Source organism: Helicobacter sp. NHP19-003 (assembly GCF_019703305.1).
Taxonomy (GTDB): Bacteria; Campylobacterota; Campylobacteria; order Campylobacterales; family Helicobacteraceae; genus Helicobacter; species Helicobacter gastrocanis.
Map to the genome: position 1 here is coordinate 1,322,075 of NZ_AP024814.1, position 19,419 is coordinate 1,341,493.

Annotated in this window: 17 protein-coding genes and 1 pseudogene; 11 read left to right on the plus strand and 7 right to left on the minus strand. The window is 47.6% G+C overall.

Going from position 1 to position 19,419, the window contains the following annotated elements:
- Positions 1 to 8: 8 nt before the first annotated feature.
- The 3 genes and pseudogenes from queC (at position 9) to K6J72_RS06880 (ending at position 2,031) form a co-directional block, all read left to right on the plus strand.
- Positions 9 to 719, plus strand: coding sequence for a 7-cyano-7-deazaguanine synthase QueC (queC, locus tag K6J72_RS06865; RefSeq protein ID WP_221279347.1), 711 nt, complete (start codon positions 9 to 11; stop codon positions 717 to 719).
- Positions 720 to 775: 56 nt separating this feature from the next.
- Positions 776 to 1,655, plus strand: a pseudogene (locus tag K6J72_RS08495) (DnaJ C-terminal domain-containing protein).
- A 10-nt stretch (positions 1,656 to 1,665) separates the two neighbouring features.
- Entirely contained in the window at positions 1,666 to 2,031 is a 366-nt protein-coding gene (locus tag K6J72_RS06880; protein WP_221279350.1) for a heat shock protein transcriptional repressor HspR, read from the plus strand.
- 175 nt (positions 2,032 to 2,206) lie between these two features.
- Here K6J72_RS06880 and K6J72_RS06885 read toward each other — a convergent pair whose 3' ends face one another.
- Positions 2,207 to 3,199 carry an SAM-dependent methyltransferase gene (locus K6J72_RS06885; protein ID WP_221279351.1) on the minus strand — a complete coding sequence of 331 codons (993 nt, stop codon included), beginning with the start codon at positions 3,197 to 3,199 and terminating at the stop codon, positions 2,207 to 2,209.
- Positions 3,199 to 5,157 carry an excinuclease ABC subunit UvrB gene (gene uvrB / locus K6J72_RS06890; RefSeq protein ID WP_221279352.1) on the minus strand — a complete coding sequence of 653 codons (1,959 nt, stop codon included), beginning with the start codon at positions 5,155 to 5,157 and terminating at the stop codon, positions 3,199 to 3,201. The genes K6J72_RS06885 and uvrB overlap by 1 nt, the downstream gene beginning before the upstream one ends.
- Positions 5,158 to 5,214: 57 nt before the next feature.
- Between uvrB and priA the strand changes: the two genes are divergently transcribed.
- The 4 genes from priA to K6J72_RS06910 are packed head-to-tail and all read left to right on the plus strand — an operon-like array spanning position 5,215 to position 10,759.
- A complete protein-coding gene (gene priA / locus K6J72_RS06895) occupies positions 5,215 to 7,086 on the plus strand; it encodes a replication restart helicase PriA (protein WP_221279353.1) in 1,872 nt (623 codons plus the stop codon).
- A gap of 42 nt (positions 7,087 to 7,128) precedes the next feature.
- Complete coding sequence (locus K6J72_RS06900; RefSeq protein ID WP_221279354.1) at positions 7,129 to 7,359, plus strand: cell division protein ZapB; 231 nt, start codon at positions 7,129 to 7,131, stop codon at positions 7,357 to 7,359.
- Positions 7,356 to 7,574 carry a hypothetical protein gene (locus tag K6J72_RS06905; protein ID WP_221279355.1) on the plus strand — a complete coding sequence of 73 codons (219 nt, stop codon included), beginning with the start codon at positions 7,356 to 7,358 and terminating at the stop codon, positions 7,572 to 7,574. The genes K6J72_RS06900 and K6J72_RS06905 overlap by 4 nt, the downstream gene beginning before the upstream one ends.
- Positions 7,575 to 7,624: 50 nt before the next feature.
- Positions 7,625 to 10,759, plus strand: a complete 3,135-nt coding sequence (locus K6J72_RS06910; RefSeq protein ID WP_221279356.1) for an Eco57I restriction-modification methylase domain-containing protein — start codon at positions 7,625 to 7,627, stop codon at positions 10,757 to 10,759.
- Here the strand turns inward: K6J72_RS06910 and K6J72_RS06915 are convergent, their stop codons facing one another.
- Genes K6J72_RS06915 through K6J72_RS06935 form a run of 5 tightly spaced genes read right to left on the minus strand, consistent with a single transcriptional unit; the run spans position 10,760 to position 16,042 of the window.
- Positions 10,760 to 11,272, minus strand: a complete 513-nt coding sequence (locus K6J72_RS06915) for a DUF3972 domain-containing protein (RefSeq protein WP_221279357.1) — start codon at positions 11,270 to 11,272, stop codon at positions 10,760 to 10,762.
- Positions 11,273 to 11,274: 2 nt separating this feature from the next.
- Positions 11,275 to 12,651, minus strand: coding sequence for an aminotransferase class V-fold PLP-dependent enzyme (locus K6J72_RS06920; protein ID WP_221279358.1), 1,377 nt, complete (start codon positions 12,649 to 12,651; stop codon positions 11,275 to 11,277).
- Positions 12,633 to 12,968: a histidine triad nucleotide-binding protein gene (locus K6J72_RS06925; RefSeq protein ID WP_221279359.1), complete on the minus strand. Its 336-nt coding sequence runs from the start codon at positions 12,966 to 12,968 to the stop codon at positions 12,633 to 12,635. The genes K6J72_RS06920 and K6J72_RS06925 overlap by 19 nt, the downstream gene beginning before the upstream one ends.
- 56 nt (positions 12,969 to 13,024) lie before the next feature.
- On the minus strand, positions 13,025 to 15,313 hold the full coding sequence (locus K6J72_RS06930; RefSeq protein ID WP_430886753.1) for a TonB-dependent receptor family protein: 2,289 nt from the start codon (positions 15,311 to 15,313) through the stop codon (positions 13,025 to 13,027).
- Positions 15,314 to 15,355: 42 nt separating this feature from the next.
- The gene (locus K6J72_RS06935) at positions 15,356 to 16,042 is read right to left on the minus strand and encodes an outer membrane beta-barrel protein (protein ID WP_221279361.1); all 687 of its coding nucleotides are present in this window, start codon (positions 16,040 to 16,042) and stop codon (positions 15,356 to 15,358) included.
- Positions 16,043 to 16,137: 95 nt separating this feature from the next.
- Here K6J72_RS06935 and K6J72_RS06940 point away from each other — a divergent pair, with 95 nt between their 5' ends.
- The 4 genes from K6J72_RS06940 to K6J72_RS06955 are packed head-to-tail and all read left to right on the plus strand — an operon-like array spanning position 16,138 to position 19,418.
- Positions 16,138 to 17,250 carry an MlaE family lipid ABC transporter permease subunit gene (locus tag K6J72_RS06940; protein WP_221279362.1) on the plus strand — a complete coding sequence of 371 codons (1,113 nt, stop codon included), beginning with the start codon at positions 16,138 to 16,140 and terminating at the stop codon, positions 17,248 to 17,250.
- The gene (locus K6J72_RS06945) at positions 17,243 to 18,016 is read left to right on the plus strand and encodes an ABC transporter ATP-binding protein (RefSeq protein ID WP_221279363.1); all 774 of its coding nucleotides are present in this window, start codon (positions 17,243 to 17,245) and stop codon (positions 18,014 to 18,016) included. Before K6J72_RS06940 ends, K6J72_RS06945 begins: the two co-directional genes overlap by 8 nt.
- Positions 18,001 to 18,855, plus strand: coding sequence for an MlaD family protein (locus tag K6J72_RS06950; RefSeq protein ID WP_221279364.1), 855 nt, complete (start codon positions 18,001 to 18,003; stop codon positions 18,853 to 18,855). The genes K6J72_RS06945 and K6J72_RS06950 overlap by 16 nt, the downstream gene beginning before the upstream one ends.
- Entirely contained in the window at positions 18,852 to 19,418 is a 567-nt protein-coding gene (locus K6J72_RS06955; RefSeq protein ID WP_221279365.1) for an ABC-type transport auxiliary lipoprotein family protein, read from the plus strand. The genes K6J72_RS06950 and K6J72_RS06955 overlap by 4 nt, the downstream gene beginning before the upstream one ends.
- Position 19,419: the final 1 nt, after the last annotated feature.

A 19,419-nucleotide genomic window follows, 5' to 3' on the forward strand; every position in this document is an offset into this window, starting at 1 on the left:
AACGCCCGATGATTTTAGAGAAAACCTACAACGCCTCTTGTGTGCTCTGCTTTAGTGGGGGGCAGGATAGCACCACGCTAGCCCTGTGGGCGCAAAAAGCCTTTCAACAAGTGCATCTGCTTGGCTTTAACTACGCCCAAAAGCACGCCATAGAGCTCGAGCAAGCCCAAAAAATCGCCCAACTCTTAAACCTGCCCTTAAAAGTCCTAGATTTAAGTTTTTTACAAGAAATCACCCTCTCCGCCCTCTTTGCCAACAATCCGCAAAAGTCTAACGCCCCCCACCCCAAAAACCCCAATTTACCTGCCTCCTTTGTGCCCGACAGGAATGCCCTATTTTTCACCCTCGCCCACGCCTACGCCTTTAATTTGGGGGCCAATTTTGTGCTTGTAGGGGTGTCGCAACAAGATTACAGCGGATACTTTGACTGCCGTAAAGAATTTTTAGACAGCCTGCAAACCTCTTTAAATTTAGGGGCGTTTGGCATAAAAGAAGGCATTGCGTTTTTAGCCCCCTTCATGGCCATGTCTAAGGCACAAGAATTTGCCCTAGCACAGGATTTAGACGGATTAGAGTTGATCCTAGAACACACCCACACCTGTTATGAAGGCATTAGGGGGGTGCGGCATGCCTATGGCTATGGCTGTGGGGCGTGCCCGGCGTGCCGGTTGCGCCAAAATGCCTATGCAGAATTTTTAAATCACTATAAGCAAGATTGATAGACAAAGACTAAAGTTTTATGCTATAATGGGCTTTATTTTTCAATGGAGAGTTTATGAGTAAAAGTTTATACAGCACTTTAGAAGTGGCCGAAGGGGCGAGCCAAGAAGAGATCAAAAAATCTTACCGAAGGCTTGCCCGTAAATACCACCCCGACCTCAACAAGGGCAAGGAAGCCGAAGAGAAGTTTAAAGAAATCAACGCCGCCTACGAAATTCTAAACGACCCCCAAAAACGGGCGCAATACGATCAATTCGGGGACAATATGTTTGGCGGACAGAATTTTAGCGACTTTGCTAGGGCGCAGGGGCGTGGAAGTTTGGACGACATTTTAGCCTCTATCTTTGGACGGGGGGCTTTAAAGCCGACTTTGGCATGGGCGGGGGGCTTATGCCAACATGGGGAGCATGGGCGGGTTTAACGGCTTTGGCTTTGCGCCCGAGCTAGATTTACAGGTGGAGTTGCAAATCACCTTGCAGGAAGCGGTGTTGGGGGCTAAAAGGCGGGTGCAACTCAGCCACGACAGCTTTGAAATTAAAATCCCCGCCGGTGTGCGCGATGGTGAAGTGTTGAGAGCCAAGGGGCGGGGGCGCAGGCAGGGGGGGATGGTGGGCGATGTGCTCTTAAAGGTAAGAGTGCTTGAAGATGCACTTTACACACAAAAGGGCGATGACTTGTATAAAAACTTTGATTTGCCCTTAAAAACCGCCCTTTTTGGTGGACGGGTGCAGGTGGATACCTTGTATAAGGAAGTCGCCTTAAAAATCCCACCCAACACCAAAAACGCCCAAAAGTTCCGCCTCAAAGAGCTCGGGGTGAAAAACCGCAAAACAGGGAGCGTGGGGGATTTATATCTCATGGCAAATGTCATTTTACCCCACACCGACACCCTCAGCGCGCCCTTCAAGCAGACCTTGCAAGAGCAGTTGCCTTAAGGGGGGCGTGATGGTGGATTACGATGCACCCCTTTATTTGATCAGCGTGGTGGCAAAAATCCTAGGCATACACCCCCAAACCTTGCGTCAATACGAGAAAGAAGGGCTGGTTGAGCCCAAGCGCACGGGGGGCAAGATGCGCCTGTACTCGCAAAGGGATTTAGACAAAATCAAAACCATCTTGCGCCTCACGAGGGACATGGGCGTGAATTTAGCCGGGGTGGATATCATTTTACGCCTGAAAGAACGCCTAGATGAGTTAGACCGCCTCAACGAGCAACTGCAAGCCCACATGCAACAAAACGCCCCAAGCAAACCCGAAACCAAGCAAATCAGCAAGACTTCTTACGAATTGATTTTATTTAAAAAGCCCTAAACTTTGCGCCCCTATCCCCCACAAGCCTTTAAAGTGGACAGCTTGGGGGTTTGTGTTCAAGCCTCATAAGCATACCTCAGCAATGGATTTTCTTTACTCAAGGCTTAGGGGTTTAACGCCTCCACAAAATGGGCTGAACTTGAGCGCACCCTCAAATCCAACACCACAAACACCGCTAAGGGCTTGCCACAATGAGCCCTTTAAAGCGTTCGCCCAAACCCTCAGGGCTGATCAAGGCGTGGGCTTTGAAGGCCTCCTTTTGGTAGGTGGCATAGGGCACACTTTCAGCAAACAGCTCTAATAATGTGGCAAAGCCCATGTCTAAAAGCGTGGCGCATTGTGTGCCATAGAATACAGAGCGCACACCTTGCGCTTTAAACAAGCCCTCTAAAAGCGCAAAATCCACATCATAGGTCAAGTCAATTTGCCGATACAACCCCCTCAAATCGCTTAAAATGTCCTCAAACCCCAAGACTTGATGCGCCTTGTAGCCCCGAAGGCTAATGGGTTCAAACCCATATTGCCCGTAATCTAGATTCACAAAGTGCCACTTGGCCCCCTCTAAACTTTGGCATAAATGCGCCACAAAATCTGCCCAAGCAAAGGGCACACAGCCCCCCAAGGGGTAAAAGCCCTCAAGGCGTTTCAACTCGCTATCCTCCAAAGCCCGCCACACGGGTTTAAAATCTTGCACGCTTAAAATCTGACCTCCTTGCACCAACTCACACGCAAAGCTGTCCCAAAGTTCGTTGCAATACAAAAAGGCGTTGTGAAGCCCCCTTAAGCCCGCTACGCTCTCTATATGTTCTACTTGTATGCCCTCTTTGGCCAGACTCTCCTTTTGCAACATGGCTAGTTCGTTCAGTGGCTCCACGCACACAAAACGCACGCCATCCACCACCCCCACACTTAAATCTTTTAAAAAGCATGCCAAATCCGCCATGAGCCGCCCAAAGCCTGCCCCGATTTCCACCACACTTAAGGGCAGTTCTAACTCCCCTTTTTCAAGCAGGCGCAAGAGATAAAAAGCCAGAGTCCCCCCTAAAAAGCCACTTGCGCTCACAGAAGTGTAAAAATCCCCCTTCGCGCCAATGTGTGCGTGGCGGTAGTAGCCCCCCTTGCCATACAGCCACTCTTGCATACAGGGCGCAAAGCTGTGCCAATCCATCACAGCCCTCTAAGTTTAGCGATTTCATCCCGCAACTTTGCTGCTGCCTCAAAGTCTAGCACCCGGGCCCTCTCTTGCATTTGGATACGCAATTTTTTAATCAGTTGCTCTTTTTCTTTTTTAGGCATTTTATCTGTGGATTTGGGTTTTGGGGGGGTGTAGTCTTTAAGCTCGTCCTCTAGGGGACGCTGCGTGCTTTTGGGCGTGATGTTGTGGGCTTGGTTGAAGGCAATTTGTTTGGCGCGCCTCTTGTCCGTGGTTGTCATCGCCTCTTGCATGCCCGCCGTGATTTTATCGGCGTAGAAAATCACCCGCCCGTGGATGTGCCGTGCCACCCGCCCCATGGTTTGGATCAAAGCGGTTGCGCTTCTTAAAAACCCCTCTTTGTCCGCGTCTAAAATCGCCACTAAAGACACTTCGGGCAAATCTAGCCCCTCTCTTAATAGGTTAATGCCGATCAAAATGTCAAATGCGCCCAGCCTGAATGAGCGGATCAGGTGGTTGCGCTCGATTGCATCTATTTCGCTGTGTAGGTATTGCACCTTAAGCCCGCCCTCCAAATAGTGCTTACACAGCTCTTCAGCCATTTTTTTAGTCAGGGTCGTTACCAACACCCGCTCTTTGCGCGCCACGACTTCTTTAATCGTGTTGTATAAATCTTGCACTTGATTTTGGGTGGGGCGCACTTCATACTCGGGGTCTAATAGCCCTGTGGGGCGGATGATTTGCTCGGCAATGTGCCCTTGCGAGAGCTCTAGTTCTAGGGGGTTTGGCGTGGCGGACACAAAGAGAAAATAGGGAGGCTTGGCGATGAACTCCTCGTATTTTAGAGGGCGGTTGTCTAGGGCGGAGGGCAATCTAAAGCCGTAATCCACCAAAACCTGCTTGCGGCTGTAATCGCCGGCATACATGCCCTTAAACTGCGGCAAACTCACATGCGACTCGTCCACGATGACTAAAAAAGGGCGTTTCTTTTGGGCGAAGTAGTCTAGCAGGGTGTAGGGGGTGTCGCCCGCCTTTTTGTCGGTGAAATGCCTTGAGTAGTTTTCAATCCCCTTACATATACCCGTGGCTGCCATCATCTCTAGGTCAAATTCTGTGCGGGTTTTGAGCCGTTCATACTCTAGGGGCTTGTTGTTTTCTTTAAAGAATTTAAGCCTTTGGGCCAACTCGGCTTCAATGCTATTTAGGGCACTCTTTAGGCGGCTTTGACTCACAATGAAAGCGTTTGCGGCGTAGAGTATGTAGCTCTCTAGGGCTTTAAGCGGTTTATTCTCTAAAGCGTCAAAACTATAAATGCGCTCGATCTCATCGCCAAAGAACTCCACACGGATAAAATTCGTGTCGTTGTAGGCGGGGAAAATATCCACACTCTCGCCCACCACCCTAAACTTGCCCCGCTCTAAAATTTCTTGCCGCTCATAGCCCATTTCTACAAGCTTGTGCAAAAACTGCGTGTAAGGCACGCTCTGTCCCACTTCTAATTTGGTTAGCATGCTCAAATACTCCATGGGGTCGCCAAAGCCATAGTTTGCCGAAACGCTCGCCACCACAATGACATCATCGTAACCTAAAAGTGAAGTGATGGCACTGAGACGCAAGCGCTCTAAATCTTCATTGATCGCGCTGTCCTTTTCAATGAATAAATCCCGTCTAGGAATATAGGACTCGGGCTGGTAGTAGTCAAAGTAGGAGATAAAATACTCCACATGGTTTTTGGGGAAAAAGCCCTTAAATTCGCTGTAAAGCTGGGCGCAAAGGGTTTTGTTATGCGACATGACCAAAGTCGGCATTTGCAATTTGGCAATGAGTTGCGCCATGCTAAAGGTCTTGCCGCTGCCTGTAACGCCTAATAAGGTTTGGTAAGCCACCCCTTGTTTAACGCCTTGTAAAAGCCGATCAACCGCCTTTTCTTGCTCTAGGCTTGGTTTGTAGGGGGCTTGTAGGATAAAGTCCATTTTGCTCGCTTTTGCTAAAATCAGGGCTTATCATAGCTAAAAATTAGAAGGATTTTTATGTTGAAGCACTACAGCGTGGCTGTGCTAAGGCACAAGCTAAAACCCCTGACCTACCAAAGCCAACACCCCTTGCAGGTGGGCGATTTGGTACAAGTCCCCTTAAATGGGCGCGCTTGCAGGGGCGTGGTGCTCAACGGATGCGCTAAGCCTAGTTTTGCGTGTAAGGATGCAAACCCCACAAACTTTTATCTCAGCGCGCCCCAAATGCTGTTGTTAGAATTTATCGCCACTTATTACTGCTCCACGCCCTCACTAGCTGCCACGCTTTTCACGCCCTTTAGCAAGTTTACCCTCCCCACAAAGCCCCCCCACAAAGCCCCAAGCTTAAGCCCTTTAAGTCCTGCGCAAGAGCAAGCCCTAAATGCGCTAAAATCCCTAAAAAGCGCACTGCTCTTTGGGGACACGGGCAGCGGTAAAACGCACATTTACAGCCATTTAATCTTAGAGAAATTGCAAGAATCTAAAAGCGTGGTGGTGCTCGTGCCTGAAATCGGGCTCACCTCCCAGACACAGCGTCTATTGTTGCAAATCTTTGGCGCACAAGTGGGGCTGTGGCACAGCAAGTTAACCCCCGCACAAAAAAAGCAAACCCTAGCGCACATTGCGAGCGGACAAATTAAAATCATCGTTGGCACACGAAGTGCCTTGTTTTTACCCATGCCCAATTTGGGGCTTGTGCTCGTAGATGAAGAACACGACCAAGCCTATAAAGCCAGCCTTGCGCCCTATTACAACGCCAGAGATTGCGCCCTGTATCTAGCGAGCAAACTGCCCATTCAAGTCATTTTAGGCTCGGCGACCCCCCACTTACGCAGCTACTACCGCGCCAAAGAGAATCAAAGTCTTGTGCGGCTTAGGGGGCGTTACTTTGCAAGCCCACAAGAGATGATCTTTGAAGAGAGCAAAACCGCCGTTACGCCGCTTTTATTAGAGCATTTAGCCCAAAGCCTGCGCGCCAAAGAGCAGAGCATCGTTTTCTTACCCACAAGGGCTTCGTTTAAAAAGCTCCTTTGTTTAAGTTGCGGGGGCGGGGTGCGCTGCCCTTTTTGCAGCGTGAACATGAGCCTCCATTTAAAAGACAAACGCATGCGCTGCCACTATTGCCAACACCAAGAGCCTATCCCTAAGGTTTGCCCCACATGCCAACAAGACAGCCTAGCGGGCAAACGAATCGGCACACAGCAGTTAAAAAGCGAGCTCGAAGAATCACTGCCCCAAGCCCGCATAAGGATTTTAGACAAGGACCACACCCACACGAACAAGCAAATACAGGGCATTTTAGACGACTTCAACGCCCACAAGATAGACATTTTGATCGGCACACAAATGCTCGCTAAGGGGCATGACTACCACAGAGTGAACTTGGCGGTGATTTTGGGCTTGGATGAGGTGCTCAACAATGGGAGTTATAGAAGCTATGAAGAAGGGGTCGCCCTAATGCACCAAATTGCGGGGCGCAGTGGGCGCAAAGAAAAAGGGCGGGTGCTGATCCAAAGCCTAAACGCTTCCTTTTTACAACGATACACCGCCGATTTTGAAGACTTCTTAAAAGAAGAGCTGCAAATGCGTACCCCCTGCTTTCCCCCCCTAAGGCGTTTGGCGCACATTGAGTTTAGGGCAAAGGACCTAGCAAGTGCTGCAACACACATGCAGGCGGGGCTAGACATGTTAAAGCCGCTCTTAGAGCAACATAGGGGCGTAGAGATTTTGGGCGCGGGGCAGGCACGCATTGCTAGGATTGCCGGGCAAGAGCGTTTGCAAATCTTGTTATGCGCCACTTCTACCAAAGAATTACACGAAGTGTTACGCCACATTCAAGAACACGCTAAGGGTGTGTTTAAGATAGACATTGACCCGCAAGACATTTAAACTTTGCTATAATGGATGCTTAATTTTGTTTAAAGGACACGCATGGGGGCTGAGATTTTAGACAAACTGCAGGAGAAAGTGGAAGAGTTATTGCTAAGGCTCACACTCTTAGAAGAAGAGAACAAGAGTCTTCAGCTTAAAAGCGCCACACTTGCAACTCAAAATGAAGAGAGGGATCGCCAAATTGCTAACCTTTATGAAGAGATTGCCGCCAAAGATAAGCGGATACAAGACATTTACGATACAATGATCAAAGCTTTTGAGGAAAGATGAACTCTGTTGAGCTGATTGAAGTGAGCATTGGGGGCAAACGCTATAAAATCACCCTAAACGAACGCTTCAGTGCCCAAACGAGGGCTGCAATTAAAGAGAGTTTCCATAATAAAGAGATCGCCCCCATCGACCTTTTTAAACTCCACTTAAACAAAATCCAAGAAATCGCCGACTTGAATACCCAGCTAGAACAGTTATTTAAAAAAATGCCTTGATCTGATTTTCTATGGCCTGATTTCCCCAGTGATTCTATCAAGGAGTGTGTATGCATGATTTTAACGATCTCAATGAGGAACAAGAATCTAAATATCTTGCCTTTAAGCAAAAGTTTTGTAGCGATGATTCGCCCCTCAACAATGAGGATTGTAAGCGCAAAGAGGATAATCTTAGAAATGTATTTGAAAATCACATAAACTCTCTATTAAGAAAACTTGATTTTATCCCCAAGGACGGATTTGAGGTTTTTAAGCACGAGATGGCAAATGAAAGCGGGAGGACAGATTGCCAATACGGCAATACGATCATTGAATATAAAAAATATGGGTTGCTAGGCAAACCCATAGAACTTAAAAAATCCCAAGAACAAATTAAAAATTACCTTAAGGATAGCCGTTTTAGTGGCTTTGCCATGCACGGGTTTTTGTTCGATGGATGCACTATCCATGCCTACACAAAAGATGTGCAAGATGTGATCACTCACGATGAAAAAAACAGTGGCAGACTCACGGCAATCAATTTTGATAACCTGATAAAAACCATCTTTATGGGTGGGGTTTGCGCCATTAGCCCTCAAAACCTCAAAAAAGACTTTGGGCTCATCGATAAAGACGACAACCTCATGGACAATCCGGAAGTTTTAGCCCTTGCCAAACACCTTTTTAACACCTTGCAAAAGGGCATGCAAGGCAGAACGAAATTGATTTTCACTGAATGGGAAAAGCTGTTTAGGCTAGCCGAGGGGGGCGATTGTGGCAAACACCAAGACATCGACAACAGACGCATGGCTTTCTCTAAAATTTTTGGCGTGGAGATCCATGCAAAAACTGAGTATAAAGCTCTGTTTGCCCTACACACCACACTTAGCATCCTCATTAAGCTCCTATTGATGAGAATCATCAACGATAGGCCAGAAGTTACGCTAAAAAGAAATCTAGACAATCTTTACAAAACCGGTGATTTATCCGAGTTAAGATCATTTTTTCGCGACATTGAAAAAGGGGTGTTTTTTAGGCAAATTGGCGTGATGAATGTGATAGACAATGATTTTTTCTCTTGGTATGCTAAAGAGGATTTTAACGATGGGATCAAAACCGCACTCCAAGCCATCATCTTTAAAATGTGTGGATATGCCAACATCTGCATTGCCAAAACTTCAGCGATGATGGATTTATTTAAGGAACTTTACCTCAGTTTTATCCCCAAAAGTGTGCGCCACAGCTTTGGAGAGTACTACACACCTTGTTGGCTCGCCGAGCGGACATTTTTACTCGCCACAAGTCAGGAAACAGACGCACTTAAAGACAGGACTTTTATAGACCCCAATTGCGGCAGTGGGGCTTTTTTATCTGTATTTTACAATTACAAAAACAAAGATGGTAAAAAACTAGATTTTAAGGAATTTGCAAAAGGCGTGGTGGGGGTGGACATTAACCCCATTGCTGTTCTCATGGCAAAAGCCAATTTGCTGATACAGGGGTTAAAAACTTGTAGTTTTGACACCACAACGCAATACGAGTTGCCCATTTATTTGGCAGATAGTTTATACACCCCAAAAATAATCACGATCGACAGCACAGAATGTTTTGACTATGCGCTTTACACAACGGGGTTACAAGAGGCTTTTAACACCGATAAAATCCGCATTATGATGCCAAAAAACCTAGTGAATCGGGACGACTTCTTAGAAATACTAGCAGAGATTGAAAGGTACATTGTCCAAAAAGACAAGAAAAAAGCCCTGAAAATCTTTGCTAAATATTTAGACTTTAGCCAAGAAAAAAACTTAGAAAGAGAAATGGCTAGCAATATGGACACGCTCATCAAATTTGAAGAGAAAGGTTTAAATTCCATTTGGCTTAGGATTTTTGCCAATTATTTTAAGGTGGCAAGCTATGATAAATTTGACTATATTATAGGCAATCCCCCTTGGGTGCAGTGGTCTGTGTTGCCCGAGGCTTATCGCAAGAACATCAAGCAAAACATGCGCATGGAGGGGCTTTTTTCTTCGGATCGCAATGTGGGGGGCAACAATTTAAACATTTGCGCTTTGATTGCCCATAAATGTTGCGAGCGTTGGCTAGCCCGTGGGGGCAATTTCTGTTTTTTAATGCCTAAATCTATTCTGTTCAACAAGTCTTACCAAGGCTTTAGAAATCTTGTCATCAACACAGATGAGAGATTGTACTTTAATGAGATCTTAGATTTTAGCAATGGAGGTGAAATATTTGAGGGGGTCGGACTCGATTTTTGTGCCTTTAAAATCAACCGGGTAGAAAACAGCCAAGCCATCCCTTTTATAGACTTTGCAAAAAACAAAGATTTAAAAACCAAAGCAAGCCACAACGACACTTGGGAGATGGTAAAAAAACATTTTAAAGAAACCACGAAAGCCGCCCTACAGTTGAATACAGACACCAACAATAACTTTCTCATTGCAGAGAGTTTAGAAAAAGCCCAAGAATTACAAAGTCATTTTGGCAAATGTGAATATAAATTTAGAAAAGGCGTGAGTGTTGAGTGCCCAATGAGGCTCGAGTTTGTGGCCATAGATAACCAAAACACCTCTTTGGGGATTTTTCACCCCTACCAAAAAGAAGGCAATCGGTTACGCCCCGATCAAAGCTTGGAAATCCACTTGGAGTTAAAATACATCAAGCCCTTCATCACCGCCCCTATGCTGACAGATAGCGGGGTTGTCTTTAACAATTCCTACGCCATTTGCCCCTATGAACCCCACACCAAAAAACCCATGCCAAAAGAGGTGCTCAAAGAAAAAGCCCCCCACATTTACAAATACCTTTTTAGTATAGAACATGTACTAGGCAAGGGCAGTCGTTACAATCAAAGAATCCAAAGTTTTGACGAGCCTTATGGAATCTTGCGCATGGGGGTTTATGTTTGGGCTAAAAACTTTGTGTGCATCAGGGACAACACAAAACTAGCTCCAAATCTCATCCAAAAGATCAAAACAGATTGGGGCGATGAAGTTACGCCCTTATTCGATAACCACATCAGCTACATCAGCCAAAGCACAGACAGCGTCAGTTTTCTCCAAACAACAGAGGCAGACCACATCCTATCTGTCTTAAAGAAAAAAGAGATTCAAGAGATCGTCATGCAATCTCAAGATTGCCGCAGCATTTCAAGCAGATTGCCCATCAAGCTGGCAAAGAAAGGCTAATCACTTTAACCCCCCCATGTCGGTAACTTTGCCCCACATGAGGCGGTATTTGCGTTTCATGAACTCCACCTCTTCACGCACACGGTCTAATTCCTCTTGCAACAAGGCGATGGTCTTTTTGTCCTCATCATAAATTTCTTGCATGGAGATCAAAGCTTCTTTGAGTAGAGTGTTTTCATTCTTGTAGGCGGCGATGGTCTCATCCTTAGCCCCCACGACCTTGTCGTGCAAATTTAAAATGGTGTTGATGGTCTTTTCCACATAGGCGGGGTCGGTGGGGGTGTTTTCTAGCAGGGTGGGGTAGCCCGCTTTAGCCGCCACAAGGCTTTTGCTGCTCCCCCTTTTGGCTAGGATTTGTGCCGCGCTGTGTAGGTCCACCCAAATTCTTTCAGTGTCATGCTTGCTGTCTATGCTCTTGTCTTGTATGAGTGCCAACACCCGCTCCTTAGGCAGTTTAGACACAGCGACAAATTCGTCTAATTCAATCCAAGTTTTCTCGGGTTGTTTGTCCATCTTCAACCTCCACGCAAAGTTTTAACCGCCTTTTGGAGTCTGTCTAAGAGATGGTCTATGTCTTCAAGGCTATGGGTGTAGTGCAAACTCACGCGCAGCCACCCCGGGGTCTGCCCCTTGGCCTTAAGCGTGCAAAAACGGCTGTCTTGTAGGCCTAATAAATCGTGCCCATAGGGCCCCGCACACGAGCAACCCGCCCGTGTTTCAATGCCATAGCTGTAACTAAGCAGGGGGGCTAAATCGTAGCAAGAAACCCCACTCGCGTTAAACGCCACACTGCCCACCCTCTTGGCCTGCAAAGACCCGTAAATGTTTAAGGCGGGAATGTCTTGCAAACCTTGCAGAAAGACTTTAGTGAGCATGCTCTCGCGGCGGCTGATGTAACTTGTGCCCAATTCATTGCGTAATTGCAACGCCAAAGCCGCCCTCAAAAGGGGGATGAGCGCATAAGTGCCGACCTCTTCGCGCATATGCGGGTCTGTGATGTACTCGTGGGTGCTGCGACTCACATAGGACACCACGCCTCCGCCACTGAAGCTGGGGGGTAAAGAGGTGTCTATGAGCGATTTTTCAAGTACCAACAGCCCACAGCTGCCCACCCCGCCCAAGAATTTATGTGCCGCCACAAAGCATGCGTCTAGCGGGACGGGACTCAAGTTGCCGTGCGGGGCAAAGGCAGCTAAATCAAAGATTAAAAGGGCATTGTGTTTTTTGCAAAGTTTGGCAATTTGCTCGTAGGGCACAATCAAGCCCGTTACATTGGATGCTGCCCCCACGGACACAATTAGGGGGCGCTCTTTGGGGTGTTCTTCCAAGAGTTTGGCAAAGCCCTCTAGGCAAAACAAACCCATTTGATCCAGACCCACCCGCACCACCTCGCACAGCCCCTCGCGCCAACTCACTTCATTAGAGTGGTGTTCGTAAGGACCGACAATGACTTTAGGCAAGTTTAGCCCCTGCAACTCGCCTAGCCTCTGGCGGCTCTTGGGGGGCAAGTAAATGCCTAAAATCTCTTGCAAGCGTTTAATGGCATAGCTCGCCCCAAAGCCCGCACTGAGTACTAAAAAATCCTCGCTTAGTCCCAAAAATTTGCGGATATTTTCCTTGCAGCGCAAATAGACCAAGTCCATTAAGCGGGCGTGTTTGGACACGCCTGAGTGGGCGTTGGCGTAAAAGGGCAAGAGTTTAGCCACGCGTTTTTCTACGAGAGTTGAAGCCAACCCCGAAGCTGTCCAATCAAAGTAGCGCACCCCATCTTTGAGTACCACGCTCTGGCGGACATATTCTAGCTGCTCTTGCTTGCTCGCTTCAGGAAGCAGGGGAGCAAAAACGCTGTTTAAAAACCTGTCCGGGGTTTTGTCTAAAAGAGCTTTGGCCATGCAAGCTTTGCGCCCCCTAGGATGTGAAAATGCAAATGGGGGACTTCCTGCCCCCCATCGCTGCCGACATTGGTGATGAGCCGATAACCGCTCTCTTTGATCCCTAGTTTCTCCACGACTTCTAAGATAAAGCCGCTCATTTGGGCTAAGAGCTCAGGACTAGCGGCGTTAAAATCCTTCACGCACACTTTGGGGATCACCAGCACATGTACAGGGGCTTTGGGGTTGATGTCGTGGAAGGCTAAGAACTGGGAGTTTTCTAGGACTTTTTGACAAGGGATTTCTCCAGCCACAATTTTTTCAAACACATTTGCCACGCAAAAACCTTTAAAGTTTCTGTTTATTATAGCTGATTTTGTGCCAATCTTGCGCTTTAAAATTCGTAGCTCAAATAGGCGGTTACCGAGCGTCCCGGTGCGCTCTCTCCGCCCGTGGGGCTCGTGCCAATGCCCCTAAAGTAATATTTCATGTCAAAAATATTATTCATTTGCAAGCTGCCCACAATCCTGTGTCGCCCACTTTTCCAAAACACTTGGCTGATTTGGATGTTCCACACCCAATACCAAGGCAAGAGCCCCACGCTGTTACAGCCATAGCTCACCCCCCCCGTTTTGGCCCCGCTTAGGGGGAAACATGCCGTTTGGGAGCGGGCTTGATTGAGCATAGACGAAAAAGCGCGGCTATAAAAGTAGCTAGAAAGCCCGATGGTGGTGTATTTGTAGGTGTAGGTTGCCCCTAAAATGAATTGGTGCGGGCTCACATAGGGGAGTTGCTTGCCCTTGATGTTAAAGGGGTGATTGACGATGCCCTCAAACCATTTGGTTTCATCTAGAGCATTGTTGGTGACCACCGCATTAATGTAGGTGTAGGCCACATGCAAGTTTAGCCCCCTTATGGGGGAGTAGTAAGCTTCTAGCTCCACACCCTGACTTCTAGCATCCACCGGTCCTGGGCTGTAGCCACCCGAATAGTAATTTTTGGCAAAGATCAAAAAGTAATTGGCGTTGAAACTGAGTTTATCTTTATAGCTGTAACGGCCACCAAACTCCATTTCGTCAAAAAGTTGGTTGTAATTGCTCGAATACAGCGCAATCATGCGGTTTTGTGGGGGGATAAAACTTCTGCGGTAGTTGCCATAAAACAACAAGCCCTCTAGGGGTTTGTAGCCAATGTTAAGCGCCGGACTCCACTCGCTTAGGTGGGTTTTTAGGGTTTGCATGCTTGTGTAATCGGGCTTAAGGGGCACTTTGCGGTCATAATTTAAAAAGGTGTAACGCAAGCCGGGGTTAAGCACAAACTTGCCCTTGAAAAATTCCAATTTATCGCTCAAATACAAGGCGGTGTAGTTGTTGTCCATGTCTTGGCTAGACTTTAAAAGGGGTGTGGCTTGAGGCATTTGGCATTTGCCACTGATTAAAGTCTTGCAAGTGGATTGCATGGGTGCCATCACAATGTCATTGGTCATGAAGCGCAGACCGAAGTTTAGGTGTTGGGTTAAATGCTTGGTGGCGATGTGTAAATTGACATTAGGCTCAATGGCGTTGAGGAAAAAGTGGCGGGCGTGGTTGACAATGAAAAAGCCGGGGTAGTTGTCGTTGGTGTAAACAAGCCCCCTAGAGGGGTTGGTGTTGACATTAAGATAGTTGGAGTCGAATTGGAAATCACGGCTCATGGCGTGCCCGTAGTAGGTGAGGGTGAAATCCCCGCCTATTTTAGCAGGGTCGCCAAAGAAGTTGGTGTAAACCACGCCCCAGCGGTTTGCCGCCCCGCTCTTGGTGTTGTGGGGGCGGTTGTTTTGGAAGCGATTCGAATCGTAAGCACTAGGGGCTAGAGAGCCCGGGTCGGTTAAGAAAAACTTATAGTATTGATAGTAAGCGGTGAGTTTATTGCTCTCGTTGATTTGGTAGATCCCATCAAACATGTAGTTTTGGATGGTCGTGGGGCTGTTGTAGCGGAAACCCTGCCCCGTGATGTAGTTTGCCTGCGCTTGAATCCCCACATATTTATTGAACATGCCCCCCGTTTTGAGGTAGGTGTTGTATAAAAAGTTATTGCCAAGACTCTTGTTTGCCGGTCCGCTGCTGGAAGTGATGAAGCCCCCATTAGAACGCCCCCAAAAGGTGGTCCGTTCAGCGATTTGGTTGCTCCATTTGGTGGGGATGGGCTTGGTGATGATGTTGATCACCCCCCCAAAGGCGTTAGGCCCATAGCGCACGCTCTCGCCCCCCTTGGTAACGCTGATTCGATCCACGGATTGGAAAGTTACAGGAAAAATAGAAATGCCGATGAGCGCATAGGGGGCAACATAAATAGGGATGCCATTGACCAAGACCAATCCCGTGTTGCTATGCCCCGGGCTGCCCCCTCCAAAACCCCGAATCGAAAAGCTAGGCATCGCCCCCGTGCCGGTGAAGTTGCGGATATGTACCCCAGGGACATTTTGCAGGGCTTCTTCAATGCTTTGGTTGGCCTGCTGTGTGAGCTGTTTGTGTGAGATCACCGTGCGGCTGCCTAGATAGTTCTTCACCCCCGGGCTTTGCCAGCTTAGGGGAGCTTCTTCATAGGGCAGAATCTGCGTGGTCTGCACTTTTTGTAGGCGCTTGGTGGGGATGGCTTGCACCAAGGTCACGCTGCAGCACAGCAAGACTAGTTTTTTCAAAATATCTCCAAAATGGGACTTATTTTTATTATAACACCCTCCGCCTTAAAACTTGTATAGATACACCACATTGAACATTTGGGAGGTTTCAAAGCGTTTGGAGGCTAAAAGGGTTTTATTTGTTGGCAAAATCTTAAAACCCACTTCAATGCGGTGTTTGGAAAAAAGAGTCAGGGCTGCGCCCGCTTGGATAATGACCCCAAAGGTTTTGATCTCTTGTTTGTTGCGCATTTGGAATTGGTCGTTATCCATATAGATCACCGCCCCTCCACCCACGCCCGCATAAAAGCCCAAGAAGTGCTGGTAAGAGGGGGTGAGGCTAAACTCAATGGGGATTTCTAAGCCCGCCGAGGCCACGCCGAAAAAAGAGTTGCTAGGGGGTTTATTAAAATCCCAATTAGCTACAGAAGTGGCTAAGTCCAAAGCCGCAAATACCTTAAGCCCGATGAAACTTGAAAAGTAGCTTTGATACCCCCCCTTAAAGCTCAAAACAATGGGGAAAGTCTGGCTCTTGCCCTGTTTGCTGTCTTTTTTAATGCCAATCATGCCAAAGCCCATGCCAAAAAACCCACCGTCTTTTGCCATGCGCTGTTTTTGCTTGTTTTGTAGGCGCTCGTACAGCCGCGCTTCTTTTTGCAAGGATTTTAAAAATTTTTTAGAGTCCGTTTGTGCTTGTAAGGAAGGGGTCAGCCAAACAACGCCAAAGTACACCAACAACCCCAAAAAACGCATACGAATTGATATTTACCCCGAATAGTGTATAATCGCCTATCATAACATAAAATGGTGGTTGAAATGCTCGGGTTTTTGGCGCACAAGGAGGAGTTTTGCTAAACCAAAGTACAGCCTATATCCAGGCCCAAACTTTGGTCTTGCATGGCGATTGGGATTTCAAAACTTCGGCACACGCCCTATCCAACTTAAAGAAAATTTTAAAAGACGCACCCCCCATTGAAGCCATCGACTTTAAAGAGGTGGGGAGTTTAGACTTTGTCTTTTTGATGTTGCTCTACGATTTATTGGGGCGGCGCAAACCCCGGTTTTTAAACCCGAATGCCTACAATGCCCAAGTGCTAGAGGTCGTGGAGAGCTGGGTTAGGGCAAATCCGAGCATTTTGCAAGAAGAGCATGTGTCGCGGGTGTTTAAAAACCCCTTAGAGCGGCTAGGACGGGGCGTGTCCTCATTTTACAACACCTTGCTCAACACCTTTAATTTCTGCGGCATGGTGATTTATTTTGTGGGGCTGGCCTTTATCCGCCCTAAGTCTATCTGCTGGACTCCGCTCATCTACCACATCAACGAGAGCGGGTTTAAGGTTTTGCCGGTCAGCATTTTAACGGTCTTTGTGGTGGGCTTTGCGATTGCCCTGCAAGGAGCAATGCAATTGCAAGGAATGGGCTTTCCCATGATGAGCATTGAGATGACGGCGAAATTAGCCCTAAGAGAGATGGGCCCCTTCATTTTGGCGTTGGTGGTGGCGGGGCGCAGTGCATCCAGTTTTACCGCCCAAATTGGGGTGATGAAGATCACCGAAGAGTTGGATGCAATGAAGACCATGGGGCTTAACCCCTTTGCCTTCTTGGTGCTGCCCCGAGTGCTAGCCTTGATGATCGCCATGCCCTTGATGGTTTTTTTGGCCGATGTCTTCGCCCTTTTGGGGGCGATGATTGCCATCAGGTATCAATTGGGTGTGGGTTTTGCACACTATGTTGCCCGCTTGCACGAAAATGTCGGGGTGTCTCACTTCTTTGTGGGGCTGGTGAAAGCCCCTTTTTGGGGCTTTGCGATCGCTTTAGTGGGGTGTATGCGCGGGTTTGAGGTGAAGGGCGACACCGAGTCGGTGGGCAAGCTCACCACAATCAGCGTGGTGAACGCACTTTTTTGGATCATTTTCCTGGATGCTGTTTTTTCAGTGATCTTTGGGAAGCTCAATGTCTAACCCTTTAATTTCAGTGGAAAACATTTACACCGCCTATGGGGAACGCATGATCCACAAGGGAGTGAGTTTTAGTGTGGATAAGGGGGAGGTGATGGCGATCTTGGGGGGGAGCGGGAGCGGTAAAAGCACACTTTTAAGGAGCATGATTTTATTAAACCGCCCCGTCAAAGGCACGATCAAACTCTTTGGTACAGACATTTGGAAACTGAAAGAAGGGGAGCGCAATAAAATTTTTCAACGAATTGGGGTGCTCTTCCAATTTGGCGCGCTTTACAGCTCGCTCACGGTGCTAGAAAATGTGGGGGCGATGCTTGAAGAGTACAGCTATTACCCCCAACACAACATCATCGAGATTGCTAAAATGTGGCTAGAGCGGGTCGGGCTAGACAAGAACACCTACTACCTCTACCCTTATGAGCTCAGCGGTGGGATGAAAAAACGCGTGGGGCTAGCTCGGGCGATGGCAACCAACCCGGACATTTTATTCTTAGACGAGCCCACTAGTGGGCTAGACCCCTACTCTGCGGACAAATTCGATGAACTCATCCACGCGCTCAAAGAAGCTTTGAAACTCACCGTGGTGATGATCACCCACGACTTAGACTCGGTGAAAAACACAGTGGATCGCTTCATCATGCTTAAAGACGGCTTGATCGACTTTGACGGCACTTTGCAAGATTTTGTGGTGCGTGCGCACACACACCCCCTTGAGGAGGGCAATTTATTTAATTCTACAAGAGGAGAGAAATTTTGGAAAGACATGTGAATTACACACTTATCGGCGGACTTTTCTTGGCTTTCGTGGTGTGTATGGTGTTTTTCATTTTATGGCTAGGCCATGTCAATTTAGAGGATAAAAACTACTTGAGCTATGTGGTCTACACCGATAAGGACTTGGGCGGGATCAACACAAACACCCCCGTCAACTATAAGGGCATACAAGTGGGTTCTGTACGCCAAGTGGGCTTTGACAAAGTACACTTAGGGGTGGTGAAGATCACTTTGCGCATTTTAGGACGGGTGCCTGTGCGTAGAAACTCTTCGGTCAAAGTCGAATCGCAAGGCTTGGTGGGGATGAAATATTTAAGCTTGATCCAAAGCGACTCCAAAGAGTTTTACACCGAAAACGACAGCGAACGCCCCCTAAACTACCAGCAAAGCTTTTTAGAGCAACTCGCGGGCAATGCAGGGCACATTTCTAGCGAAGTGCTCTACATCATCCGTGCTATTGATAAAATCCTAAACCCCCAAAACATTGAAAACATCAGCAAAATCATCGCCTCCATCCAAAAAGCCACACAAGGGCTAGACAACACCCGCCTAGCCCTAGACACCGCGCTGCAAAACGCCAGTGCCATTTTAAAAAAGGGCGACACCCTTGTGGATAATGGGGATGTTTTGGTCAAACACACCGACCGGCTCATCCAAGACATTGATGCAAAAGTCAAAGACAAACAATACGATTTTAAGACCATGCTCGCCCCTTTGATCATGCAAATGCAGCTGAGTTTGCGCCACATCGACAACTTCGTACAAAAGGGCTCTAGTTTGATAGATAAATTTGACGCAAACCCTTATAAAACCATCTTTGGGGACAGAAAATGAAGGCAAAATTTGGACTCTTCACACTGCCCCTATTCTTTACGGGGTGCTTGAACCTCAACCTCAAGCAAATCCTGCCCGCTGTGAAAGACTACGATTTGAGCGTGGGGGTGATCGAGCAACAAAGTTGCAAAGACAGCTTCAGCGTGGGCTTGTTGGAGGTCTTGAGCGCAGATTTATACAACACCAAGTCCATTGTACGGCGCACGGCTGGGGGGCAAATCACCTACAGCAAGGGGCAGAAATTTGCCGACTTGCCCACCAAAATGTTTAAAAACATGCTCTTATTGCAGGCCCCTAAGCACTGTGTGGCGATTTCACTCACTCCCTATGCCCAGACCACAACGACACTGCAACTCAATGTCTTGACTTTTGCACTTTTAGACAACAAGGCCGAGATTGTGCTGGATTACACTTTGAGTGAGGGCACAAAGAGCAAGCATGGGCGCATCATCCAAAGGGAGCAGGCCAGCGAAGACGAATTATCCCAAATCCAAGCCTTGCAACAAGTAGCATTGAAAGCCATTAGCCAGCTTTTAGAGCAAATCAAGCCACAAAAGGAATGAC